The organism is Streptomyces sp. AA4 (assembly GCF_000158875.1).
Taxonomy (GTDB): Bacteria; Actinomycetota; Actinomycetes; order Mycobacteriales; family Pseudonocardiaceae; genus Amycolatopsis.
This window is the reverse complement of sequence record NZ_GG657746.1, coordinates 6,014,427-6,031,910: the sequence shown is the minus strand read 5'-3', so window position 1 is coordinate 6,031,910 and position 17,484 is coordinate 6,014,427. Positions and strand designations below refer to the sequence as shown.

At 69.1% G+C, this 17,484-nt stretch carries 15 protein-coding genes, 1 rRNA gene and 1 pseudogene; 7 read left to right on the top strand and 10 right to left on the bottom strand.

Translation table 11 applies throughout. The features are described 5' to 3' along the window. The first annotated feature begins 206 nt into the window (after positions 1–206). Positions 207–323, top strand: a 5S ribosomal RNA gene (rrf, locus tag SSMG_RS27605). Between the two features lie 116 nt (positions 324–439). On the opposite strand, the gene cobF is transcribed toward rrf, so the two are convergent. Next, positions 440–1,201 (bottom strand): precorrin-6A synthase (deacetylating), encoded by a 762-nt coding sequence (cobF, locus tag SSMG_RS27600; RefSeq protein ID WP_009081420.1) that lies wholly within the window; start codon positions 1,199–1,201, stop codon positions 440–442. Between the two features lie 114 nt (positions 1,202–1,315). Here cobF and SSMG_RS27595 point away from each other — a divergent pair, with 114 nt between their 5' ends. Both SSMG_RS27595 and SSMG_RS27590 read left to right on the top strand, forming a co-directional pair. After that, complete coding sequence (locus SSMG_RS27595; RefSeq protein WP_037715058.1) at positions 1,316–1,522, top strand: heavy-metal-associated domain-containing protein; 207 nt, start codon at positions 1,316–1,318, stop codon at positions 1,520–1,522. A gap of 11 nt (positions 1,523–1,533) precedes the next feature. Continuing rightward, positions 1,534–3,765 (top strand): cation-translocating P-type ATPase, encoded by a 2,232-nt coding sequence (locus tag SSMG_RS27590; RefSeq protein WP_009081419.1) that lies wholly within the window; start codon positions 1,534–1,536, stop codon positions 3,763–3,765. A gap of 390 nt (positions 3,766–4,155) precedes the next feature. On the opposite strand, the gene SSMG_RS27585 is transcribed toward SSMG_RS27590, so the two are convergent. The 3 genes from SSMG_RS27585 to SSMG_RS27575 all read right to left on the bottom strand — a co-directional run bounded on the left by SSMG_RS27585 (position 4,156) and on the right by SSMG_RS27575 (position 6,553). Further along, positions 4,156–4,437, bottom strand: coding sequence for a metal-sensitive transcriptional regulator (locus SSMG_RS27585; RefSeq protein WP_009081418.1), 282 nt, complete (start codon positions 4,435–4,437; stop codon positions 4,156–4,158). Between the two features lie 456 nt (positions 4,438–4,893). Beyond that, positions 4,894–5,715: a DivIVA domain-containing protein gene (locus SSMG_RS27580; RefSeq protein WP_009081416.1), complete on the bottom strand. Its 822-nt coding sequence runs from the start codon at positions 5,713–5,715 to the stop codon at positions 4,894–4,896. A gap of 118 nt (positions 5,716–5,833) precedes the next feature. Then, positions 5,834–6,553 carry an MgtC/SapB family protein gene (locus SSMG_RS27575; RefSeq protein ID WP_009081414.1) on the bottom strand — a complete coding sequence of 240 codons (720 nt, stop codon included), beginning with the start codon at positions 6,551–6,553 and terminating at the stop codon, positions 5,834–5,836. An 83-nt stretch (positions 6,554–6,636) separates the two neighbouring features. Between SSMG_RS27575 and SSMG_RS27570 the strand changes: the two genes are divergently transcribed. After that, positions 6,637–7,257, top strand: coding sequence for an L-threonylcarbamoyladenylate synthase (locus tag SSMG_RS27570; protein WP_009081413.1), 621 nt, complete (start codon positions 6,637–6,639; stop codon positions 7,255–7,257). Positions 7,258–8,226: 969 nt separating this feature from the next. On the opposite strand, the gene SSMG_RS27565 is transcribed toward SSMG_RS27570, so the two are convergent. Next, a complete protein-coding gene (locus tag SSMG_RS27565; protein ID WP_286156981.1) occupies positions 8,227–9,825 on the bottom strand; it encodes an FAD-dependent monooxygenase in 1,599 nt (532 codons plus the stop codon). Between the two features lie 128 nt (positions 9,826–9,953). Here SSMG_RS27565 and SSMG_RS44930 point away from each other — a divergent pair, with 128 nt between their 5' ends. From SSMG_RS44930 to SSMG_RS27550, 3 genes and pseudogenes are all read left to right on the top strand, one after another. Beyond that, positions 9,954–10,979: a TetR/AcrR family transcriptional regulator gene (locus tag SSMG_RS44930; RefSeq protein ID WP_050788298.1), complete on the top strand. Its 1,026-nt coding sequence runs from the start codon at positions 9,954–9,956 to the stop codon at positions 10,977–10,979. A 35-nt stretch (positions 10,980–11,014) separates the two neighbouring features. Then, on the top strand, positions 11,015–11,398 hold the full coding sequence (locus tag SSMG_RS27555; protein WP_037715054.1) for a YciI family protein: 384 nt from the start codon (positions 11,015–11,017) through the stop codon (positions 11,396–11,398). After that, positions 11,398–12,641: pseudogene (locus SSMG_RS27550) on the top strand (RNA polymerase sigma factor). Before SSMG_RS27555 ends, SSMG_RS27550 begins: the two are co-directional and overlap by 1 nt. Positions 12,642–13,187: 546 nt before the next feature. Here the strand turns inward: SSMG_RS27550 and SSMG_RS27545 are convergent. The 5 genes from SSMG_RS27545 to SSMG_RS27530 form a co-directional block, all read right to left on the bottom strand. After that, positions 13,188–13,583, bottom strand: a complete 396-nt coding sequence (locus SSMG_RS27545; RefSeq protein ID WP_009081404.1) for a nitroreductase family deazaflavin-dependent oxidoreductase — start codon at positions 13,581–13,583, stop codon at positions 13,188–13,190. An 818-nt stretch (positions 13,584–14,401) separates the two neighbouring features. Next, positions 14,402–14,764, bottom strand: coding sequence for a thioesterase II family protein (locus tag SSMG_RS47225; protein ID WP_286156980.1), 363 nt, complete (start codon positions 14,762–14,764; stop codon positions 14,402–14,404). Beyond that, positions 14,761–15,141: a thioesterase II family protein gene (locus SSMG_RS47220; RefSeq protein WP_009081403.1), complete on the bottom strand. Its 381-nt coding sequence runs from the start codon at positions 15,139–15,141 to the stop codon at positions 14,761–14,763. Before SSMG_RS47220 ends, SSMG_RS47225 begins: the two co-directional genes overlap by 4 nt. Positions 15,142–15,169: 28 nt before the next feature. Continuing rightward, positions 15,170–16,327 carry an exo-alpha-sialidase gene (locus SSMG_RS27535; RefSeq protein ID WP_009081402.1) on the bottom strand — a complete coding sequence of 386 codons (1,158 nt, stop codon included), beginning with the start codon at positions 16,325–16,327 and terminating at the stop codon, positions 15,170–15,172. Positions 16,328–16,406: 79 nt separating this feature from the next. Further along, a complete protein-coding gene (locus SSMG_RS27530) occupies positions 16,407–17,456 on the bottom strand; it encodes an AAA family ATPase (RefSeq protein WP_009081401.1) in 1,050 nt (349 codons plus the stop codon). Positions 17,457–17,484: the final 28 nt, after the last annotated feature.

Genomic DNA, 17,484 nt, shown 5'->3' with positions numbered 1-17,484 from the left:
GAGGTATCCCACCCCATGTGGGTTAAGGCCCCCAAGAGACGATTGGGTTGATAGGCCAGAAATGGAAGCACAGTAATGTGTTGTCGAGTTGACTGGTACTAATAGGCCGAGGACTTGCCCACAAAGATCGCTCGCATCCACTCTACGGTTCTGAAACACCACACCGGCTGTCACGACAGTGACAGGTGTGTGTTGTTTCGGAGTGTTTCGGTGGTTTTAGCGTCAGGGAAACGCCCGGTCCCATTCCGAACCCGGAAGCTAAGCCTGACTGCGCCGATGGTACTGCAACCGAAGGGTTGTGGGAGAGTAGGACACCGCCGAACTTAACTTAAAAGAAGGGGCGGGGCCCCGGTCGAGAACCTGAATAAGGTTTTCCCGGAGCCCCGCCCCTTTTTTTCATGCCCGAAAAAAGGCAGGCCGCGAAAACGGCCCGCCGCCTTCACTCCGGCCGGCGCAGCAAGTATGTGTCCATGATCCACCCGTGCTGCTCCCGGGCCGCGGCCCGCGTCTCGCGGATCTTCGTCGCCAAGGCCTCATCCAACGGCCCGGACAGCAAGATCTCGTCCGGAGTGCCGACGTACGCGCCCCAATAGATCCACAACCCCTGGTCCGCGTACTGATCGAACGCGGTGTGCGCGTCAAGCAGCACGAAGACGTCATCGGCGTCGCTCGGCCAGCCCTCGGCCAACCGGCGCCCCGTCGTGAGCTGCACGGCACGGCCGATCTGGTTCATCGTCGTGCGATGCCGGGCCACCAGCGCGGAGATGCTGCTGATCCCCGGCACCACCTCGTAGTCGAACGCCACGTTCCCACGTGCCAGCACGGCCTCGATCAACGCGATCGTGCTGTCGTACAGCGCCGGATCGCCCCAGACGAGGAACGCGCCGGTCTCGCCGTCGGCCAGCTCGTCGCGGATCAGCCGCTCGTAGACGTCAGTGCGGAGCTGGTGCCAGTCGGCGACCGCGGTCCGGTAGTCCGCGGGCTTCCGGTCGCGGTCCGGGTCCTTCGCGCTCACTACCCGATACCCCGGCCGGCTCACGAACCGCTCCAGGATCTCCTGGCGCAGCTGCACCAGGTCGGCCTTCGCGCTGCCCTTGTCGAGCACGAAGAACACGTCGACGCGATTGAGCCGGTCGACTGCCTGCACCGTCAAGTGTTCCGGGTCGCCGGCGCCGATCCCGATCGCGTAGATCTTCCGCATCCGTGAAGTCTCTCCCGGCGGGTAACCGGGTTCACGACAGGGTCCTCTGGCATGCCGCTACCCCCTAGGGGTATAAAGGAGGTATCAGCGGAGAGCACGATAGGGAGTGTGGCGATGACCGAAGCGACTTACACCGTCCAGGGCATGACGTGCGGGCACTGCGTCGGATCGGTGAAAGAGGAGGTAGGCGGCCTGGCCGGGGTGCAGAAGGTCGACGTCGACCTCGCCACCGGCGCCGTGAAGGTCACCAGTGCAGAGCCGATTTCGCGCGAGGCCGTCGAGGCCGCCGTCGCCGAGGCCGGCTACCAGGTCGTCGCGTAAAAAGGAGTGACATGAGCACCACGACACCAGCCCCCGTGCAGTCAGTCGAACTCGCCATTGGCGGGATGACCTGCGCGTCGTGTGCTGCTCGGGTCGAACGGAAGCTCAACAAGGTCGAAGGCGTCACCGCGAGCGTCAACTACGCGACCGAGAAGGCGCACGTCGAATACCCCTCCACCGTTTCGGTCCACGACCTGGTGGGCGTCGTCGAAGCGACCGGGTACACCGCGCAAGCGCCGGAACCGGAGAAGCCGGAAGCGCCCGAGCAGGACGAAACGCGGCCGCTGCGCGACCGGCTCTTGTACTCGGCGATCCTCACCGTGCCGGTGATCGTGCTGGCGATGGTCCCCGCGCTGCAGTTCACGAACTGGCAGTGGCTGTCGCTCACGCTCGCCGCGCCAGTCGTGGTCTGGGGTGCGTGGCCGTTCCACCGCGCCGCCTGGACCAACCTCCGGCACGGCGCGGCGACGATGGACACGCTGATCTCGCTCGGCGTCTCGGCCGCCACGCTGTGGTCGCTGTACGCGCTGTTCTTCGGCATGGCAGGCATGCCGGGCCTGCGGCACGGCTTCGAGTTCAGCGTGTCCGGGGGATCGGGAACGGACAACATTTACCTCGAGGTCGCGGCGGGCGTCACCACGTTCATCCTCGCCGGCCGGTACTTCGAGGCGAGGTCCAAGCGTCGCTCCGGTGCCGCGCTCCGGGCACTGCTCGAACTCGGCGCGAAGGACGTCACAGTCCTGCGCGATGGCCGCGAGCAGCGGATCCCGGTCGGCCAACTCCGGGTCGGAGACACGTTCGTGGTCCGGCCTGGCGAGAAGATCGCCACGGACGGCGTGGTTACCGACGGTAGCTCGGCAGTCGACGTCAGCATGATTACCGGGGAGTCGGTGCCGGTCGAGGTCGCGGTGGGTGACGGCGTGACCGGCGCGACGGTGAACGTCGGCGGCCGGATCGCGGTGCGCGCCACCCGCGTCGGCGCGGACACGCAGCTCGCGCAGATGGCCCGGCTCGTGGAGGAAGCGCAGAACGGCAAGGCAGCAGTCCAGCGCTTGGCCGACCGCGTCTCGGCAGTGTTCGTGCCGATCGTCCTGGTGCTGGCTCTGGGGACGCTGATCACCTGGCTCTTGACCAGCGGAGACGTCACCGAGGCGTTCACCGCCGCGGTAGCCGTGCTGATCATCGCCTGCCCCTGCGCACTGGGCCTCGCGACCCCGACGGCCTTGCTGGTCGGCACCGGTCGCGGCGCGCAGCTCGGGATCCTGATCAAGGGTCCGGAGGTGCTCGAATCCACTCGCCGGGTCGACACCGTGGTGCTCGACAAGACGGGGACCGTCACGACCGGGCGAATGAGCCTGGTGGACGTCCACGTCGGGGAAGGCGTCACGGAGCGCGAACTGCTGCGTTACGCCGGGGCAGTCGAGCACGCCTCGGAGCACCCGATCGCGAAAGCGATCGCGGACGGCGCCCGCGAACGAGTCGGCGACCTCCCGTCGGCGACCGAGTTCCGCAACACCGAGGGTCTCGGTGTCTCCGGCCTGGTGGAAGGCGCAGCAGTCCTGGCCGGCCGCGCGGCCTTCCTGGCCGACTGGAGCGTCAAGATCGACGACCAGTTGACCTCCGCGAAGGCCGCAGCGGAAGAACGCGGCGCGACGGCAGTCTTCGTCGCGTGGGACGGCGTCGCGCGAGGCGTGCTGGTGGTCGCGGACACGATCAAGCCGACGTCCGCGCAAGCCGTCGCCGAACTCCGTTCGCTGGGCCTGCAGCCGGTACTGCTGACCGGCGACAACGCCGGCGCCGCGCGAGCGATCGCCGACGCCGCGGGCATCACCGAGGTCGTGGCCGAGGTGCTCCCCGCGGAAAAGGTGGCCGTGGTGAAGCGCCTGCAAGCCGAAGGCAGAGTGGTGGCAATGGTCGGCGACGGCGTCAACGACGCGGCCGCGCTCGCCCAAGCCGACCTGGGCCTGGCCATGGGCACGGGAACGGACGCGGCGATCGAAGCCGGAGACCTGACTCTGGTCCGAGGAGACCTGCGAGCAGCAGTAGACGCGATCCGCCTGGCCCGGCGCACGCTGGGCACGATCAAGGGAAACCTGTTCTGGGCGTTCGCCTACAACGTCGCGGCACTGCCGCTGGCAGCGTTCGGCCTGCTCAACCCCATGATCGCAGGCGCGGCGATGGCCTTCTCCTCGGTATTCGTGGTCTCGAACAGCCTCCGGTTGCGGCGGTTCCGAGCAGCGTGATGTCCCCCGGGACGGGCCAGTGGCGGGTTTCCACTGCTGGCCCGTTTTCGCGGCTGGCCTCTGGCGCTGGTCTGCCTGGCGATGACTCGCTCTGAGGCCCCCGCTGCGGTACGACGGTTGGCGGACGGCGAGCCGTCGACCTTGCCCGGAGTTGCGTCAAACGACCTGAACCAGCGACCGCTCGGACCCCTGCGAGGCACCGTCGCGGTTCAAACGCGGACTTCTGTCCCGGCGAACACTCCCGCGGAAACAAACCCGCCCTCCGGAGCGTCGAGCACCACGCACACGCTCTGCGCGGAGGAATTCTTTTCGCCCGCACCTGTGGTCTGGATGCGCAGCCGTCTCGTTGGCAATGGCGAGCCCGCTAGGAAGCAACTGCCGTGCGCTACCTCAGGAACGCACCAACCGCGCGATGGCATCGGAGGCCTCGCGCACCTTGAGGTCCGCTTCCTCCCCGCCCGCGGCCGCCGCCTGGACGACACAGGTCGCCAGGTGCTCGTCGAGCAACTCCAGCGAGAAGGACTGCAAGGCCTTCGTCGCCGCGGACACCTGGGTCAGGATGTCGATGCAGTACTTGTCCTCCTCGACCATGCGCTGCAGGCCGCGGATCTGCCCCTCGATCCGGCGAAGGCGCTTGAGGTAGGCCTCTCGTTCACTGCCGTAGCCGGTCATCGCACATCGTCCCTTTTTGTCGGCATCCCCGTTGGTTCACCACCGAGTATACCCACCCGGCGTATCCAGGGCCGGTGCTCGACATGGTCGGCCGCCAAGCAGGTGCGCCCGCCGGGCCTCGCGGCTGATGCGGCCGCAAAAGCCGCGGTGCCCGCCTGCGAGAGAGGAACGCAGGTGATGGTTCGGGAGGAACTCGACCTTCGCGCCTGTCGCACCGAGGGACCACGTGGTCTCCTGGGCCGAGGCTCAGCCAGTCACACCGCAGCTTCGATAACTTCTGCGAGCGTCGAGACTCGGCATCGATCAACCGCCGTCGCCTCCTGGACGGATGCTCGACCAGTCAAAGCGTGGCTTTGGCAACTTCTGCGAGCGGCGTGACCTGGCACCGATTCGGAACGAGGTCAGTGTTCACCGGGCCGACCAGTAAGCAGTCCGCGCCTCGGCCGACACCGGTGATCAGCCAGTCGGGGCGGCCTCGGCGACTTCGGGCAGCACTGAGTTGCGTCGCTGGTTTGGCACCGGCGTGCCGTCCGGGGCGAGGTCGGCGTTCGCGGTTGCCAGAAGTTCGCGGGCACCGCGCAGTGCGGCCTTCACCCGTTGCTGGACGGCGACGAGTTCGGCGACTCGCTGTTCGGCGTCGGAGACGATTCGGGTGGCGTGGTCGGTGGCTTGGCGGACGCGCGCGTCGGCTTCGGCGCGCGCGGCTGCGGTGCGGTCGGCGATTTCGCGGAGCGCGTCGGTGCGGCGGTCGGCCAACGTGCGCGTGAGGTGCTCTTCGAGCCGCTGGCGTTCCTTCGCCGCCGCTTCGTCCGCGGCCTTGCGTTCTTCGACTGCGCGGCGCAGCAGATCTTCGTGTTCCCGCCGCTGCTGCTCGCGATCCGCGGAGACGGCTTCGACGAGCGCGCGTTCCTTTTCGGTGAGGCGGACGGCTTCCGCCTTGGCGTCGGCGATGATCCGCGCGGCGGTGTCCTCGGCGCGTGCGGTGATCTCCGCCGCTTCCTCGCGCGTCAGCTCGACCATCCGGCGGGAGCGTTCCTGCAAGGCGTCCGGCGCGATGGGGGTACGGCTGATCCGGTCGACCGTCGCGCGCAGTTCGCGATTGCGCTCGGCGAGTTCGGCCGCTTGTCGTGCCGCGGCGTCGCGTTCCGCGGCGAGGCGCCGGAATTCCGCCTCGACCCACGTGACGAATTCTTCCACCTGGCCGCGCTGATAGCCGCGCCAAGCCAAGTCGAAGGACGGCCGGACGGCCATCAGGTCCTCGCCACCGCCGGGGGCCATGCTCTCACCTCCCATTTGGATGGTTTCTCCTCGGCGCTCGTTTTTCTTGCCGCGCCGGGGTTTCCGCACTGCCTCCAGTGTGCCTGAAGTCCGGCGATCCGTGTGAACCCGGGGCGGGTCAATCTTCGAGCGGATCCTCCGCGCCCGTCGCGGTGCTTCGCACGCCGGGCAATTCGGCCAGTTCCGCCGTGAGTTCGGGAAGATCGCCGCGTCCCTGCAACAGCAGGGTGACGACCGCGATCCGTTGCCCCTCCTCGGAAACTGTCTCGCGGTCGACCGCCACCCGGTGGACCGCCCAACCCCGATCGGTGCAAGTGGCGAGCACGGCTCGCAATACGCCGTGCCCGTCGGCATAACTCAACCGGAGGATCGGCGGCTGCCGCCGATGGCGCGCGACGAACCGGGAAATCCGCGGGAATCCGCGAGTGATCACCACCAGCCCTGCGGTGGTCGCGACAGCCAGCACCGGCAGCCCGGCACCGCACGCGACTCCGACGGCTGCGGCGAGCCAGACGGTCGCCGCGGTCGTGAGGCCGCGCACCGCGTCGCGCCGCACGAAGATCAGCCCGCCGCCGACGAACCCGATGCCGGACACGATCTGCGCGGCGATCCGCGACGGGTCGAGCGCCACGTGCTCGATGCCGAGCAAATCGGCGAAACCGTATTTCGACACCAGCATGAAGACCGCCGACCCGACGCCGACCAGCGTGTGCGTGCGCAGGCCGGCCTGTTTGTTGCCGACCTCGCGCTCGATGCCGATCACCGTGCTCAGCAGCAGGGCGAGCAGCACCGGCGGCAGCAGTTCCCACTGTTCGCCGGTGGACCAGAGAGCATGCACGGACCTACCTCCTCGCCCGTCACTGTGCCCGGCCCCCGGAGAGCCCGCGCGCCCGGCCCGGCGGGCACGCCTAAGCTCGGGCAATGGCCCGCTACTTCGACGTGCACCCGCAGAACCCGCAGCGCCGCGCGCTCTCCCAGGTGGTCGACCTGCTGCGCGACGACGGGCTCATCGCCTACCCGACCGACTCGTGCTTCGCGCTCGGCTGCCGGCTCGGCAACCAGCAGGGGATGGAACGGATCCGCACCATCCGCAAGCTCGACCACCGGCACCACTTCACGCTCGTCTGCCAGGACTTCGCCCAGCTCGGCCAGTTCGTGCACATCGACAACGCGGTGTTCCGGGCGATCAAGGCCAGCACCCCGGGCCCCTACACGTTCATCCTCCCGGCGACGAAGGAAGTCCCGCGGCGGCTGCTGCACGCCAAGAAGAAGACCGTCGGCGTGCGAATCCCCGACCACGTCGTGACCCAGGAACTGCTCGGCGAGCTGGGCGAGCCGATCCTGTCGAGCACGCTGCTGCTGCCCGATTCCGGCGAGCCCCTCACCCAGGGCTGGGAGATCAAGGAAGAACTCGACCACGTCCTGGACGCCGTCATCGACTCCGGCGACTGCGGCGTGGAACCCACCACAGTGATCGACTTCTCCTCCGGCGAGGCGGAGGTCGTGCGGCACGGGGCGGGAGACCCGTCCCGGTTCGAATGAGCGGTGCGGTCATCGGTTTTGTCGCCTCCTGAATGGGTCGTAATTCGATCTTTATGCGGACGGTGTTTCCGGGTCGCTCGGCGCGACGGTTGTTGACGCGGGTTGCCTGACTCGACGGCTAACCCTGACGGCTTCTTGACGCGCCAGCCCTCGACGTGACAGCCGCCGACCTGGTCTGCGCGAACTGGACCTGGTCTGCGGGCACTGACGGCCACCGGCGACCGCGCCTTGAAGCGACCGCTCCTGGCTCGGATTGCTCGCGGCGAGGCTGCCGGCTCAGGTCGCGTGGCAGACGCGCACAGTTCGGCCCCTCTGCGGACCTAAGCACTCGTTCGCTTTGGCTCGGACTGCTCGCGGCGAGGCTGTCAGTGCAGATCGCGTGGCCAACACCCGCAGTTCGGTCCCTCTGCGGCCCCGAGCGCTCGTCGACGTAGGCCGCTTGAAGCGACCACTGCGGCTGGTCGGCGGATGGTTGTGCAGGTCGCTGGCGGACCTCCCTTCTGATGCAGACTGCGGTTGGTTTCTCCTGGCCCGAGACGCCGAGCACCCTCGGCGTCGACGAGCACGTTCCGGTGGCGGATCTGGGGTGCTCCGATGCGCGCACTGCGTGAAGCGCAGTGGGTGGCCGCTGCCGCGCCTCCTCGGCTCTGGTGCGCGAGGCTGTGGGCAACGCGCCCGGGTCTGACTCTCTCTGGCTTCCCGTTGAGGCGGACCACAGCGATCCTCGCTGTCGTCGGCTGCTCTTCTCCCAGCACGAGCCGCGGTAAGTGCGGGCTGGCACGGTGGCGTGGCTCGACCTGGTCAGGAGAGGCAGCCGCGGATCGCAACCGGTCGGTGCCGAAGCGGGCTGGCTGGTACCGGCACCCGGATCCGCGCGTTCAGGTGTGTTCGATCAATGCTCCTCTCTTTCGGCAAAGGCGTGGCAGATCCAGTGCGCGGGGCGGGCGAACCCGAGCACCGTCGGCGAGGTCACACGGTTGCCTCCGCTCGGGTGTGGAGGAGGCGGGACAGGGCTTCGGCAAGCGGGACCCCCGACGAGGAATGCCACCCGACGATGGCGTCCGGCCGGAGCAGCAGCGCACCGTCGGCAGGCAATTCCGTCTCGGCCAGCCATGCCTCGTCCGAGACGGGAACGACGCGGAGGCCCAGCCGGCTGGCCTCGGCTGTCCACCGGGCGTGGTCCGGTCCGCAGAGCAGGGCGAAACCAGGCATCGCCAAGTCCACTGTGGACGTCGTGCCGTCGAGCCAGGCGTGCGGAACTCGGGTGCCCGGACGACCGGCCGGGCCGTACCGGTCCTCCGGGGCGGGACCGCGTCCGTCCGGGATGAAGGCGCCGCGTTCGTATTGCACGCCGAACAGCGCGGCCAACGGGTCGATGCGTGGTGCGTCGTCGCTGGTGATCGTGGCGAGCATGGTGCCGAGATGGCCGCTCACCATGCTGGAGAACTCGGCCGTCGCATACCCGATCGGGTAGCGCTCCGCGTGGTAGGTGTCGAGCAGGGTGGGCGCCGCCCTGCCCGACAACACTGCGGCGAGCTTCCAGGCCAGGTTGGCGACGTCCGCGATCGCGGTGTTCGCGCCCGCGGCGGCCATTGGCGGCATCGCGTGCGCGGCGTCTCCGGCAAGGAAGACCCGGCCGGAGGAGAAACACTCGGCCACGTACATCCCTGACTCCCACTGCATCCGGCTCAGCACTTCGACCTCGAGGTCCGGCACGCCGATTACAGTGCGCAGCAGCTCGCGCCAGCCGTCCTCGCTCAGAGAGTCCGAGCCGGGGAAGTCGGAGGTGGAGAAGAGCCAGCGGTCGGTGCCGTTGACCGACACGAACGCGCCGGACGCCGCCGGATTCTCGATCCGGCACAGGTTGAACGGTTTGTCCCGGACCAGCTCGGTCAGGTCGGCGCGGAAACAAATGTCGAGATTGTCGGCCAGGTGCCCGTGCCCGCCGCGAGGGATGCCGAGCGTGGTGCGGATCGGACTGCGCGCGCCGTCCGCCGCGATCAGATAGTCCGCGCTGACCTGGTACGGCTCGCCGTCGATTGGGCGCAGTTCGGCGGTTACCCCAGCGTCGTCCTGCTCGAACGACACCAGTTCGGTGCCGAAGCGAACCGAAACGCCGCGCTCGACCGCGGCCTGCCGGAGCACCGGTTCCAGCACGTCTTGCGGGCACAGGACGCTTGGCGCTGGGCTGAGGTCGGGCATTTTCGCGTGCTGGGCGAACCGCTCGCGCATGTTTTCAGTGACCTTCGGCCAGGTCGCGTCGGCCAGGGTGGAACCGGAGAGCATTCCGGTGAACGACGCGAGCGGTGCGCTTGCTCGCTCGACCTCGTCCATGAGGCCGAGCCAGCGGAACACCTCGGTGCTGCGCGGGTTGAAGCGGCGGGCCTTCGGCTGCGGGGAAGTGCCAGCGTGCTTTTCCACCAGCACCGGCGCGACTCCCTCGCGGTGCAGCAGCAGTGCCGCGGTGAGTCCGGCGATCCCTCCGCCGCAGATCAGAACAGGAATTCGAGCGGTCATCTCATAACCCCCAGGGTCGTGTACGTTGTACATCTTGTGTACGTTGTACATGACGATGTACTGTGTACGCAAGCGGGCTGGAGACAAGGAGCTGAATGGGAGATCAAGGGCCGACACCGCCGATTTGGGTATTGCCTGAGCCGCCGGAGCGCGGATGGGGCCTCGGACGAGTCGACATCGTGAACGCGGCTGTGCGCCTGGCCGACCACGGAGGCGCGGAGGCGCTCACGATGCGGGCTGTGGCGAAGGAGCTGGGCGCGTCCACTCCGATGTCGCTGTACCGCTACGTGCACAACAAAGACGGTCTGGTGGACCTGATGCTGGACCTCGCGAACAGCGAGGTGCGCACCCCGGAAGTCCCGGGCGAGGACTGGCGGGGCGAGCTGACTGCCGTCGCGGTCGACACGTGGGCGATGACGAAGCGGCATCCGTGGTACGCGCGGCTCGTGCACCAGCGGCCGCCGGCGGGGCCGAACGCGAGCCGGCGGACCGAGTTCGTGCTGGCGACGTTCGACCGGCTTGGCCAGGACCTCGCGTCGGCGCTCGGGTACGCCCGGCTGCTCGACGGGTACGTCCTCGGTCAGGCGCTGCAGTGGGCGGAAGAGCGGGCGATGTGGCAGCGCAACGCGTTCGTCGACGTGGTGGACGTGCAGCGGCACGCGCGGGCTTGGTTCGGCGATGTCGCACCCGAGGACGGGCCGTATCCGCTGCTCGCACGGGTGCTGGGGAGCTTTCTGGCCGAGGGGCACGAGGCCCCTGGCGAGGCTGCTGACGCCGGCGCGGGCGGTGCGGGAGCGGAAGCGGAGCCGGATGCGTCTGGCGGGGTGACCGGGGCTGGTACGCCGGGGGCTCGGTCGGGTGCGGAGGCGGCCGAGCGCGAGCGGTTCGCTGAGGCGGACCGTGCGGGCACTGGTTCCCGCGAGGCGGCTGAGGCTGGCGCGGCGACGGGCTCCGGTCGAGCGGGTGGGGCTAGCGCGGCTGGGACGGTCGATGGAACTGGCCAGCCGGCCGGGACCGGCCGGGCGGCTGGCACGGGCCGGATCGCCGGGCCGGGGCAGGTGGCTGACTCGGGCCGGGCGGTGTCGGGCCAGGCGGCGGACGCTGCTGGCGCGCGGAAGGTGGCTGAGGCGGCAGCGGCCGAGGACGCGCAGTTCGAGCTTGGCCTCGAATGTCTGCTGGACGGCATCGCCGCGCGGCTCCGCTAGGTTGGTCGCCTGAACCGGCTGCTGGGGAGGACGACGTGAAGTTCCTGCTGACGATGCACATGAACCCCGACGTATGGGAGGGGCTGAGCGAGGAGACCCGACAGGAGGTGATGGACGGGCACGCGGACTTCATCGCCAAGATCCGCGCGTCCGGCGAGATGATCAGCACGCAGGCGCTCGGCGGGCCGGAGGACAGCGCTGTCGTGCGGGTGCGCGGCGGGGTGCCTGCGGTCACCGACGGTCCGTACGCGGAGTCGAAGGAGTTCCTCGCCGGGTTCTACCTGGTCGAATGCGAGAGCCGCGATCGGGCGCTGGAGGTCGCCGCGATGATTCCCGACGCGGGGATCGACGGGCTCGGCATCGAGGTCCGGCCGGTCGTGTTCTTCGCTGACGCGGAAACACAGTCCGAACTCGGCTGATGGCGGACGTCGGCGAGCTGCTCCGGCCGCTCGTGCCGCAGGTGCTCGGGACGCTCGTGCGGCGGTACGGGCAGTTCGAGGCGTGCGAGGACGCGGTCCAGGAGGCGCTGGTCGCCGCGGTCGAGCAGTGGTCGGCAGGCGAGGTGCCGGACAACCCGCGCGCCTGGCTGCTGACGGTCGCCACGCGCCGGTTGACCGACCTTTGGCGCAGCGAGAGCGCTCGGCGACGGCGCGAGGAAACCGTTGCGGTGCAGGACGTCGCGCTGACCGCGGTCGTGGCCGGGCCGGAGGACGAGCAGCCGCCGGCGCAGGACGACACGCTCACGTTGTTGTTCCTGTGCTGCCATCCGGCGGTGACGCCCAGCTCGCAAGTCGCGCTGACGCTGCGCGCGGTTGGCGGGTTGACGACTGCCGAGATCGCACGCGCGTTCCTGGTGCCGGAGGGCACCATGGCGCGACGGATCACGCGGCGAAGGAAAGCGTCGCGGCGGCCGGTTCGACCTTTACGCCTCCGTCCGCAGAGGATTGGCCCGCGCGGCTGCAGGTCGTCTTGCATGTGCTGTACCTGATTTTCAACGAGGGATACACGGCGACCTCGGGTGAGGATCTGCACCGGGTCGAACTGTCCGAGGAAGCGATCCGGCTGACCCGGGCCGTCCACTCGTTGCTGCCGGACGATGGCGAGGTCGCGGGGCTGCTCGCGCTCATGCTGCTAACCGACGCCCGACGGCCGGCGCGCACCGGGCCCGACGGAGCGTTGACGCCGCTCGCCGATCAGGACCGTCGACTGTGGACAGTGCCGTTGATCGTCGAGGGCCTGGAGCTGGTGAACCGGGTGTTGGGCCGAGGTCCGGTGGGGCCGTACCAGGTACAAGCTGCCATCGCGGCGCTGCACGACCAGGCGGCGGGCACCGACTCCACGGACTGGGCGCAGATCCTGGAGCTGTACGGCCTGCTCGAACACCTCGCGCCCGGCCCAGTGACGACGCTGAACCGGGCGATCGCGGTCGCGATGGTGCACGGACCGGAGAAAGCGCTGGCTCTGCTGGCCACCCTCGAGGACGACGCGCGCCTGAAGCAGGGCCACCGGTTCGACGCGGTTCGTGCGCATCTGCTCGAACTCGCTGGCGACACCGCGGGTGCGCACGAGCACTACCTGCGCGCGGCGAAACGGACGAGCAGCATGCCGGAACGCCGATACCTCCAGGCGAAGGCGGCGAAGTTCCTGCCGCGCGGAAGGTAGCTGGCGGGGCGTGACTGAATCTTCGGTCCGGTCGCGCGGCGGCCGCCCGGGTGGAGGACCTGTGGCGATTGCTGGGGTCTCCGCGAGGTGCCGAGGGAAGGCCGGCCGGTTAAGTGGCTGGGTGGAGCGCTGGTGGTGGCCGCCGCGACTGCGGTTCTCCGCGAAGTGTCGGAATGTGAAGCGGCCGGAGGGCGGACAGGCCGGTCGGGTGGTCAGCTAGGGGCTAGTGGTGCTTGCGGGACGGGGGAGTTCTGCGAGGTGCGATCGGGCGGAAGAAGGGCCGGTTGGCTGGGTGGACTGCTGGTGGCGGCTAGGACCTGGTGTTCTCCGCGAAGTACCCGAGCGAAGTGCGGCCGGTCAGGTGGGCTGGTGGAGGGCTACGGGCGGGGGCTGGGCGGGGATTCCGCGAGGTGTAGCTGGCGAGGAGAACCGCGAGGTGCAGCTAGCGAGAAGAACGGCCAGTCAGGCGGCCGGGTTCGTGGGTTCCAGGAGGAAGACCCGGATTTCGCGGTGGGCGGCTCGTTCGGCGTAGCGGTTGTAGGCGGGCTAGTAGGAGGCGACGGCGTCCCACATTTCCTGTCGTTCGGTGCCTTCCAGGAGGCGTCCTCGGACCGGCAGGGTGCGACCATTCACTGAGACTGTCGCGTTGGCGTCGGACAGGAGGTTCGCCGTCCACGCGGGGTGGTTTTCGCCGCCCCAGTTGGAGCCGATTACCACGTAGCCGCCGGAGCGTTCGACGTACAGCAGCGGGACCTGGCGGGGTTCTCCGGTCGTCCGGCCGATTGTGGTGAGCAGGAGGGTGCGCAGCCCGACCGCCGCGCCGACGCCCAGGCGGCCGCCGGTGACGCGGAGGAGGAGGCGATCGGCGGGCATCATCGCTTGGCCGAACGCGGCGAATGCCTTGCTGCGTCCTAAACCGGTGAACATCCTGCGCAGTTCCATGGGCGGCAGCCTACGGGGTGGGGGAGCGGGGCCTGGTGGGATGGCGGAGCAGCCTTGGCGGGGTCGCGGAGCGGAGACTGGCGGGTGGCGAAACGGAGCCTGGCGGATGGCGAGGAGGGGGCTTGGCCGGGTGGCGAAGAGGGGGCTTGGCGGGCGGCGGAGCGGAGACTGGCGGGATCGCGGTGCAGAGCCTGGCGGGTGGCGAAACGGGGCCCGGCGGGGTCACGGTGCGGGGCTTGGCGGGGTGGCGGAGCGGGAGCCTGGCGGAGTGGTGGAGAAGAAGCTGGCGTGGCGGCGGTGCGGAGCCAGGCGGAGTCGCGGTGCACAGCCGGGTGGGTGGCGGAGCGGAAGTTGGCGGGTGGCGGAACGGGATTGGCGGTGGCGACGATGCGGGCTTGGCGGAGTCGCGGTGCACAGCCGGGTGGGTGGCGGAGCGGAAGTTGGCGGGTGGCGGAACGGGATTGGCGGTGGCGACGATGCGGGCCTGGCGGAGTCGCGGTGCAGAGCCCGGCGGGATGGTGGAGCGGAAGCTGACAGGTGGCGCAGCGGAAACTGGCAGGGGTGGCGGAGCGGAAATTTGGTTGGCAGCCGAAACACCGTGGCGCGGACTGGAGCGCCAGTGGTCGGCGGCGAACTTCTTCACCGGACCGCCGCGATGGTCCGGGTCTGGAATGCGTGCGCGGCCACGGCGAAACGCGCGCTGTCCGGGGCCGCCGCAGAAGGCATGCGGAAGGTCGGGACAGGTCTGCGGAAGGCCGAGATAGACGTCCGCAACCCGAGATGGGGAGTAATGGGCGGGCTGCGGAGGGCAGAGAGACCTAAAACCCGCTCGTAGTCAGTTTCAGCAACGCGTCCGTGAGAGCCGCCGCGTGGTCCGCCAGGTAGAAGTGGCCGCCTGGGTAAGTGGTCAGGGTGAAGTCGCCGTTGGTGTGGGCCGACCAGGCTTGTACGTCGGCCACGGGGGCGTGCGGGTCGGCGTCTCCGGTGTGGGCGTGGATGGGCGCGGAGATCGGGCCTGGGCTCGGGCGGTAGGTCTCGATGGCGGTGTAATCGGCGCGCAGGGCCGGCAGGAACCAGTTCTCGCAGTTTCGGGATCTCGCAGGACCCTCGGGTCGGTGCCGGCGAGGCCTTTCGATTTCGGACAGGAGGCCGTCGTCGTCTTGGAGGTGGAACTCGTTCACCGCACTAGGCGGGACGGGGCGCGTCGGCCGGACAGGACTAGTGCTTCCGCGGGCGTGCCTCTCGACTCGAGGCGCAGGCCTACCTCGTACGCGAGCGTCGCGCCCATGCTGTGGCCGAACAAAAACACCGGCAGGTCCAGCCACGACAGGAGGGCTTGGGTGACGCCGTCCGCCAGTTCGTCGATGGTGCGCAGGGCCGGTTCGGCCATCCGGTCTTGCCTGCCGGGGTACTGCACCGCCAGGACGTCGACGGCGGGGGACAGCGACTTCGACAGCGGATGGAAGAACGGGGCTGCGCCGCCCGCGTGCGGCAGGCACACCAGACGGGCGGGGGCGTCGTCGGCGGGGTGGAAGCGGCGTAGCCACGGGTCCGTCATGCGGCCGATTTTACCGGGGACCCCCGTGTCACAGGGGCAAGCGGCGGAATTCGATCCGTTCGTACGCGCTGGTGACTCCGGTTTCGAAGAGGACGCCGACGGTGAAACGGTCCGGCTGCACCAGGTCGGAGTAACCGGCGGGGGCGTCGGCGACCACGGTGGACGGCTGCCAGGTTTTGCCGCGGTCCGCGCTGGTCCTCAGCTGCATCGTGTGGCGGGCCGTGGGGTCGGACGGGCCTGAGTAGAGGAGTACGCGGCGGTTCGTCGTTTGCAGGACGCTGCCTTCCACCTTCGGACCGGACAGGGTGGGCTGCACTTGATACGGGCGGGTCAGGGTCCGGCCGCCGTCGGTGCTGTAGGCGGCTAGACGATGATCCGGAGCGGAGCCTTGGTTGCGGCTCGAGAAATAGACGGTGCCGTCCGGCAATTCGGTGGCGGTGGTTTCGTTGGGGGCGAGGACGCCGTCGGTCGGGTCGTCGGTGAAGCCGATGCGCCAGGTGCGGCCGTTGTCGTCGCTGTACAGGTCGTGTCCGCCGTAGTACTTGGCTTCCGTTCCGACGTCCGTCGAACCCGCCGGGGGCGCGCTGGAGTGGTTGGCGGGCACGATGATCCGTCCGGCGTGGCGGCCGTGCTGGAGGAGGGTGGCGTGGCCGGGGGCTGTGGCGTACCAGCGCCAGGACGGGAGTTTCGCCGTGGCGGTGATGTCCGCGGCGGGGGTCCACGTGCGGCCGTTGTCTGGGCTGCGTTGGACGAAAACTCGTCGGGTGTCTTGCGAGGACACGGTTCCGGACATGATGGCTTTTTCGCTGACAGGTCCGTTGTGGACAGTCAGGAGGACGAGGTCGCCGTTGCGGGCTACGACCGGCGTTGGGTTTCCGGCGGTGGCTTCGCCGTTGCTGTCGACTACGCGCAGGTCGCCCCAGGTGCAGCCGCCGTCTCGGGAGGTTTTGGCGACGGTTTGGATCGCGCCCGAGTCGCCGGGGGAGTCGCGGCGGCCTTCGGCGAACGCGAGGAGCGAGCCGTCCTTCGCGCGGACTGCCGCGGGGATGCGGAAAGCGTGGTAGCCCTCCGTGCCGGAGACGAACGGGGTCGATGAGGTGCACCCGCTGTGCGCGCTGGCCTGCGGGGCTGGGATGACGCTCAAGATCGTTGCGGCGAGCGCAAGCGTGACTGTTCTCGGGAGCACCGGGGGACCGCCTCTCGCTCCGGACGTGGGATGTCCGACGTCCTATGTCCGGAGAACTTAGAGAGGCGGTCGCGCGGCGTCAAGACTCCGGATCGGTGGCGGTCGCGCGGACGGTTCCGGTCGCGGCGGTCGCGGTGATCCGCAGCGGGGCCGTGCCGGTCGGGCGCACTCGCATGATTTCGGCGGCTACCGGGGCGGCCAGGTGGGTGCGGAGCGTTCGGCGCAGGCCGCGGGCACCGTAGACCGGGTCGAAGCCTTCATTGGCTAACAGGCGGACGGCGGATTCGTCTACCTGGAGGTCGACGCCGCGGCGGCGGAGTCTCGCGCGCAGCAGGTCGGTTTCGAGGCGGGCGACTTGTTCGATGGTGGTGCGGTCCAGTTCGTCGAAGATCACCGTTTCGTCGATGCGGTTGAGGAATTCCGGGTCGAAGAACGACTGAAGGGCTTTGTCGACGACCGCTCGGCGGGTGTGGCCGCGGTCCAGAAGCGTGCGCCAGCGGGAACCTCGGCGGCGGGCGAGTTCTTTTGAGCCCAGGTTTGAAGTGAGGAAGACGAAGCTGTTGCGGAAGGAGATCTTCTCCTGACCGTTCGCGAGGCGCAGCATTCCGTTGTCTAGGACGCCCAACAGGGCGCGCAGGACGGTGGGGTGGGCTTTTTCCACCTCGTCGAAGAGGACGATTCCGGGCGTGTACGGGTCACCCTCCACCGTGGAGCGATCGAAGACGGTGAAGGCTTCTTTGCTTCCCGCGTACCCGGGCGGCGCGCCGTTGAACGAGGCTGCGTAGTGTTCTTGGGCGAGCGAGTTCATGTCCACCCGGCACAGATCGTCCGGGCCGGAGCGCAGGGCGGCGGCGACTTGGCGCACCAGTTCGGTTTTGCCCACGCCGGTGGGGCCCAGGAGCAGGACTGTCGCGGGTGGACGGTCGGGTTCGGTCGCGCCCGCGCGGGCCAGGGTGATCGCGCGGACGACGGCGTCGATGGCCGGGTCTTGGCCGAGGACGCGGCGGCGCAGGCGTTGCGCCAGGGCATCGGGGGTGTCCGGAGTGGACGAAACCGGGGCGGCGGCGGCCGGAGCGGCTGGCTGCCGGTTCCGGTTCTGGTCGTGGTACCTGTCGGTGATGAACGGCATGGTGTCCTTTCCCTGAACCGAAAAACCG

Bases quoted from the DNA above. Each gene is read 5' to 3' on its own strand.
- cobF (WP_009081420.1), bottom strand. From the start codon at position 1,201: ATGCGGAAGATCTACGCGATCGGGATCGGCGCCGGCGACCCGGAACAC.
- SSMG_RS27595 (WP_037715058.1), top strand. From the start codon at position 1,316: ATGACCGAAGCGACTTACACCGTCCAGGGCATGACGTGCGGGCACTGC.
- SSMG_RS27590 (WP_009081419.1), top strand. From the start codon at position 1,534: ATGAGCACCACGACACCAGCCCCCGTGCAGTCAGTCGAACTCGCCATT.
- SSMG_RS27585 (WP_009081418.1), bottom strand. From the start codon at position 4,437: ATGACCGGCTACGGCAGTGAACGAGAGGCCTACCTCAAGCGCCTTCGC.
- SSMG_RS27580 (WP_009081416.1), bottom strand. From the start codon at position 5,715: ATGGCCCCCGGCGGTGGCGAGGACCTGATGGCCGTCCGGCCGTCCTTC.
- SSMG_RS27570 (WP_009081413.1), top strand. From the start codon at position 6,637: ATGGCCCGCTACTTCGACGTGCACCCGCAGAACCCGCAGCGCCGCGCG.
- SSMG_RS27565 (WP_286156981.1), bottom strand. From the start codon at position 9,825: ATGTACAACGTACACAAGATGTACAACGTACACGACCCTGGGGGTTAT.
- SSMG_RS27545 (WP_009081404.1), bottom strand. From the start codon at position 13,583: ATGGAACTGCGCAGGATGTTCACCGGTTTAGGACGCAGCAAGGCATTC.
- SSMG_RS47220 (WP_009081403.1), bottom strand. From the start codon at position 15,141: ATGACGGACCCGTGGCTACGCCGCTTCCACCCCGCCGACGACGCCCCC.
- SSMG_RS27530 (WP_009081401.1), bottom strand. From the start codon at position 17,456: ATGCCGTTCATCACCGACAGGTACCACGACCAGAACCGGAACCGGCAG.